Raw genomic sequence first — 6,142 nt, forward strand, 5'->3', positions numbered from 1 at the left:
GGATTTATAAAACCATCAATTGTTGAAATTTTTAATCTATCTTTATTATCTAGTACCTCATAATAAACTTTTCTAACATTTTCAAAAGAAAGGTCTATCTCTGGGTATAAATTTTTTAAGTTTTCATATAGAGATGACTCTTTATCTCTATACATCTCCTCTAGAAATAGAATGACTCTCTCTTGAATTTCAGAAGTAGCTTTTTTAGTAAATGTCATAACTAAGACATTTTTATAATTTTCACCCTTTAAAAGAGTAGCTAAATACTCTAAAGATAGTCTATATGTTTTTCCTGTTCCAGCACTAGCTTTTAAAACTATCCCCTTCATCTAAAACTCCCTCCTACAGATATTTCCATACTCACAATATAAACATCCACTTTTCTTCTCACTTAAAAAGTAGTTCTCACCTTTAAAAAATTCTATCAATCTTTCTTTTAAAAGCTCTCTTGTTAGTTTAGGTTTTTCTTGATTCTCTATACTTCCTTCAAAAGCATTATATATAGATTTTTGAGCAGCATTTTCATCACCATATAACATAATTGTATAAAAATCTAACTGGTTATCAATTTTACTTCCTGTTTTAAAATCTATTATATGATTATTTGTTGTTGTTTCAATTACAAGGTCAACTCTACCACTTAAAGTAACTTCTACATCACCTTTTAAAAACGGCTCTTTTCTACTGTTTTTCTCACTCTCTATACGTTTAACTTTTTTCTCTATATATAGATTTTCTATCTCTTTATAAAATTTTACTATATTTTTTGTAAAACGTGGAATTAATATCTGAGTAAAATAGTTATCTAGGTATACAGGAACTCTTTTTCTATTGGCATAAAAACTTTTATATAGTAACTCCTCTACCTCTTCATTTGTCACTGAGTAATCTGAAATATTCAGAATTTTTTTCCACATCTTATCTGTTAACTTTTCAAAAACTTCATGGACATAAGTTCCTAAAAATTTAAGTGATAGACCTAAAGAATCCTCTTTTTCAAAAGAACTAAGTCCACAAACTTTATCTAAATAGAATCTATACTCACATCTAGTTAAAGTATCATAGTCATATGGACCTATACTTAGCTCTCTATTTTTAAAGTCATCTCTATTTTTCATCAAATCTTTTTGAATGAACTCTCCAATTTTTTCAGATTTAAATGTTATCAGTCTTTCTAGTATATCCTCACTATAAACAGTTTTTTCAAGTCTACTTATACCATATCTATTTAAAACTTCAGAAAGAATTGGAGATACTCCCTCTCCACTGTTTTCATTTTTTATATAGATAACTGTGTTATATCTATTTTTTAAAAGTCCTTGATAAAATCTATACTTCTCCTCTTTTCTTTCCTTTTCATAGTAAGTAAACCCATTCTCTTTTTTCTGTTTCTCTGTTAAGTAAAGAGAATCTCTTTTTACTCTAGGCAGATACCTTGTACTTATATTTATAAAAATTGACTCTCTTGATGGAGTAACCTTACAGTTTTCCATTGGTTTTATCAGATATTTTCCTTCACTATCATCATTTCTTATAATTTCAACATCATTAAAGTATTGCAGTAAAAATTTTAAAATATCTCCGCCATTTCTAAAGCAACTTTTAATCTCTCTTTCTTCAAGCATTATCTCAGTTGTTTTAGCATATCCCATATACTCTTGAAGTTTATCATAAAAATCTACATATATTTTTTCTCTAAACATATCTAATGATAAAAGTTCATTAAAGTATGTAATAAACTTATCTATGCTTTCAATTTTTGATACCTTTACAATATCTTCATATATTTCAGAAATTTTTTCGTTACTCTCTGTTCCTATATACTTATAATCCCAATCAATTTGACCATAGATATATTCCATATCCTCTTTTGTTATTCCATAGTACTCTTGCATCTCTAAGTTTTTAATTCCCTCTAAAAACTTTTTAATAGGAATAAGGTTATCCATTCTAGGTTCCATTGCTCCTATAAGTTCACTTTGAGCATTTAAAAATTTAAAAAACTTAGTGTCATTTAAAGTGTAGAAACTTCCTCTCATAAAGTTATTTGGAAAAACCTTAGAATACTCATTTGTATCAGCTTCTGGAGAGAATATATTAGTCATATGATTTTTCATTTTCATTATATCTAATAGATTTCCTATAAGTTCTAACTCATCTTGAACCTCTAACATTGATATCTCTACTTTTTGTGTTCTAGGTAGATACACCTCTTTTAACTCAAGATTTTCCTCATCAAAAACTCCAGGTTCTCCTTGAACTCTAATTACGACATCTATAAACTCCTCTAACTTAGATATCACATATTTATCTAAAGGTGTAAAGTTTACTATATCTACAAATACTATTTTTTTATATTTTTTAAAGATTGTTAAATCAAGATATTTTATATCCTCAACCCAATCTTTTGGTATATAATTTCTTTCAGTCAAATATACCTCATACTTCTCTTTAAATCTATGGAATATTTCAAAATATTTTTTTTGCCACTCCTCTAGTTCTATATCCTTTGTACATAAACTTCTATTTAACTCAGTATAGTATTTAAAAAACTTATCTGAAAACTCAATAGATTCAAAGTAGTTGTTTATATTTATCTCTGCAAACTCTTTTTTCATATAGTTATATAAACTTACAAATCTTTTTGCTTCACTTAAAATTATTTTATCAGTACTAAACGCTACCCCTTTAAACTCATCTATTGTTAAATAAAGTGGATCTGGTTCAAAGATATTTCTTTTACTCTCTTTTCTCTGACTATTCTTTAAAGGATAATCAGAAAACACATATACAACAGAGGGATCTTTTTTCAATCCCTGAATTAAAGATCCCCCATAGCTTATATACTCAAACTTCATTGTTCCCTCCTATTTTTTAATAGGTGTTGCACACTCTACAGCTGCACCCTTTAGTATCTCAACTCCATGAACTAAAGCATCTATTACAAAGTTTAAATTCTCTGTTGCTCCCTTTGGACTTCCTGGAAGATTTAAAATTATACTTCCTTTTCTTATTCCACATCTTGCTCTACTTAACATAGCTTTTGGTGTTATTTCAAAAGATTTAGCTCTCATATATTCAGCTACTCCTGGAGCTTCTCTCTCAATTACTGCAAGTGTTGCCTCAGGTGTAACATCTCTTTTTGAAAACCCTGTTCCTCCATTTGTTACAATTAAATCAGCTATATCTTCATCAGCTAGTTTCTTTAACTCTTCACAAATCTCTTCGTAAGTATCTGGAAGCATATTATAATAAACAGTTTCATAACTTAGATGCTTTTCAAAAATCTCTTTTAACTTTTGTCCTGTTACGTCGATTCTCTCTCCTCTTGAACCCTTATCACTTAGTGTTACTATAGCTACTCTTATCATAAAATCCTCCTTATAGTATCGGTGCTAACAATTTAGAAATCGATTCTAGCACCCTATCTTTTTTTCCTCTATTTTTGTAATCTTCTAATGTTACTTTTTTAGAATCTAAAATATCTTTATCTATTCTTTTTTCTAATTCAGTAATGTTGTTTCCTAAAATCAAAAGACTTATTTCAAAGTTTTGGTACATACTTCTGTAATCAAAATTTGCAGTTCCTAAAAATGCAATCTCTCCATCTATAATAACTAACTTACTATGAATAAATCCATATTTATATTTGTATATTTCAGCTCCTAACTCAATTAGTTCTCCATAAAAGTATTGGTTAGCCCAGTAAACAAAAGCATGATCTCCAACACTTGGGATCACTATTTTAACTTTTACTCCTGAAACTAAAGCAGCTTTTAAAGCATCTAAAATAGGTTCATCTGGAATAAAATATGGTGTCTCTATGTGAATGCTCTTTTCAGCTTTTACTATTAAACTTAAAAACGTGTCTTTTATAGTATGAAACTCATAATTTGGACCTGAACTTACAACTTGAATTGGAGTTAAACTATGATCATCTTTATCAATATTGATTGTTTGAAATATATCTGTAGTATCTTTTTTTAAGAATTTCCAACTTCTTTCAAACTCATGCAAATAGTCTATTATAGCTTCACCCTTTAAAGAGAATCCTATATCTTGCCAGTTTCCTAAACGACCTTTACCAATATAATCTTTTCCAATATTTAATCCACCTGAAAAGCATATCTTATTATCTATTAAAGCTATTTTTCTATGATCTCTATAGTTAGCTCTTAAATTTCCAACTTTTACAAATGGAAAGTACGATGGAAAAAATACTTCAAACATTATTCCAGCTCTTTTTAATTCATCAACTCTTTTTCTAGAAACTCCTCTTGTTCCAGCACCATCAACTATTATTTTTATCTCTACTCCCTCTTTAACCTTTTCTAAAAGTAGATCATAGATAGGTGAACCAACTTCATCATCATCAAATATATAATACTCCATATATATAGATTTTTTTGCATTTTTTATAGATAGTGTTAGATTTTCAAAGTAATTCTTAGCTTCTGGATAAAATGTGAAACTATTGTTGTGAGTCATTTTTCCTAAAAGAACTCCATCTAAATATCTACTTAATCCTATCCATTTTTTAATACTAACTATTGATTTTTTATTTAAATTTTTTAAATAATCATGGTTATTTTTTAAATAATATTTTGCTAAAGCTCTACGTTTTTTAAAGCTAATACCAAAAAATAGATACATTATAAATCCAAAATAGGATGTTAACAACAATATTGTTATCCAAAATAGTGTAAATACTGGTCTTCTTCTTTCAAAGAATATAACGATACACGCAAATATAATATTAACAAATACTAAGTAGTCCTTTAATGCTATGAATATCTCTTTCATCTAGTCACCTCTAACTTTTTTAGAAAAAAGGAAGAGTCGAAACTCTCCCTTTTATTTGAATTTTAAATCCAACTCTCTGAAATTATCTTCTAAACCTTTTCCATTAGAAAACTCTTTTTTTATTTTTTTTATAAACATTCCCATCTCATCAGCACTTCCAACTATTCTATTAAAAATACCTAAGTATTCAGTTATAATTGGATTATCAACATCGTATGGATATCTCATTAAGTGGTCTATCTCACTCCAAGCCTCTTCAAAAACTGTTCTTACTTGAATCTCTACAAGTACTTCATCATGCTTTGTAACAGGAACACCAATTAGGTAATGAATAGATCTATAACCATGGTCTCTCACTATTATCTCACAATCTAAGTCTTGAATAGTATTTTTTAAATCTTGGATGTTATAATCCCCTCGTCTAATATTTATCTGAGGAGTTTCTTTTGTATCCCATAATTTTGTTATCTCACAATGTATTCCACGCCAATCATCTTTAAATAGGTGTAGTACACGTATTCCTATGAGGTCAGTTATAATCTCTTTGTAGTTTTCTACATTTATCCCGCGATCTGCATACTTGCGACCTTTTCTTATTATTTTTTCAACAAGATGTGTTGCTCTTTTAACTCTTCTTCTAACTGAGTGAACTCCTTCACTGTCAATTAGTTTAGATACTATATGTTCAGCTTCTTTTTCTAAATAAGGAACTAATTTTATATAGTCAGCATAGATTTTCATAAGCTCATCCCAATTAAGACCAGTGGAATTAAAATATTCCTCTGTTATACAGAAAGCTTTAAAAAACTCTTCTCTGTCTATTGTATTATCTAATATCAAATTAAACACCTCTTTATTATTTTCTAGGTATCTTCTCTAATGAAATTTCACAAGTTTTTCTGTAAGCTATTGTTTCAGCAGTTTTTATCTCTCTCTTTTCTACTGGAGCTACTGTAACTATTCTCTCTCTAATATTAAAGTCATTTCCTTTAATAATGTGAATTCTTTCAACAGATATTCTATCTCCTTCAATTAACTGAACTTTATCTAAGTCACATCTAAAGTTTACCCAACTTTGAAGTGTTGGTGTTTTATCAATAAGATTTAATAAAGCTAAAGAATACAGTGAGTTTTCCTCTTGTAATAACTTCTCTTTCTTTATCTCTTCTAATCCTAAAATCTCTTTTTCTAATAAATCTAACTTCATAACTTCTATTCTATTTTCAAAAGATACTTTACCAGTTACTAACTTTCCATTTATTTCAATAAGCTGTCCCATAAAAATCTCTTTTAAAAGTTTTATGTTAGGCATAAATCTTTTTATATTACTGTATTGATA

5 protein-coding genes and 1 pseudogene are annotated in these 6,142 nt (G+C 28.2%); all 6 read right to left on the reverse strand.

The features are described from left to right. The coding region (locus Q0V08_RS10025; RefSeq protein WP_297434410.1) for a UvrD-helicase domain-containing protein at positions 1-329 on the reverse strand (329 nt) is incomplete at its 3' end. Continuing rightward, entirely contained in the window at positions 330-2,858 is a 2,529-nt protein-coding gene (locus Q0V08_RS10030) for a PD-(D/E)XK nuclease family protein (protein WP_297434412.1), read from the reverse strand. It lies immediately after the preceding gene. Positions 2,859-2,867: 9 nt separating this feature from the next. Further along, positions 2,868-3,371 carry a MogA/MoaB family molybdenum cofactor biosynthesis protein gene (locus tag Q0V08_RS10035; protein WP_297434414.1) on the reverse strand — a complete coding sequence of 168 codons (504 nt, stop codon included), beginning with the start codon at positions 3,369-3,371 and terminating at the stop codon, positions 2,868-2,870. A gap of 10 nt (positions 3,372-3,381) precedes the next feature. Next, the gene (gene cls, locus Q0V08_RS10040; RefSeq protein ID WP_297434416.1) at positions 3,382-4,803 is read right to left on the reverse strand and encodes a cardiolipin synthase; all 1,422 of its coding nucleotides are present in this window, start codon (positions 4,801-4,803) and stop codon (positions 3,382-3,384) included. Between the two features lie 51 nt (positions 4,804-4,854). After that, entirely contained in the window at positions 4,855-5,640 is a 786-nt protein-coding gene (locus Q0V08_RS10045; RefSeq protein WP_297434418.1) for a GTP pyrophosphokinase, read from the reverse strand. A gap of 19 nt (positions 5,641-5,659) precedes the next feature. Then, positions 5,660-6,142 (reverse strand): annotated as a pseudogene (locus Q0V08_RS10050) (hypothetical protein); the annotation flags it as partial.

Origin of the sequence: uncultured Cetobacterium sp., from assembly GCF_947038635.1 — a bacterium.
In the GTDB taxonomy this organism is placed as follows: Bacteria; Fusobacteriota; Fusobacteriia; order Fusobacteriales; family Fusobacteriaceae; genus Cetobacterium_A.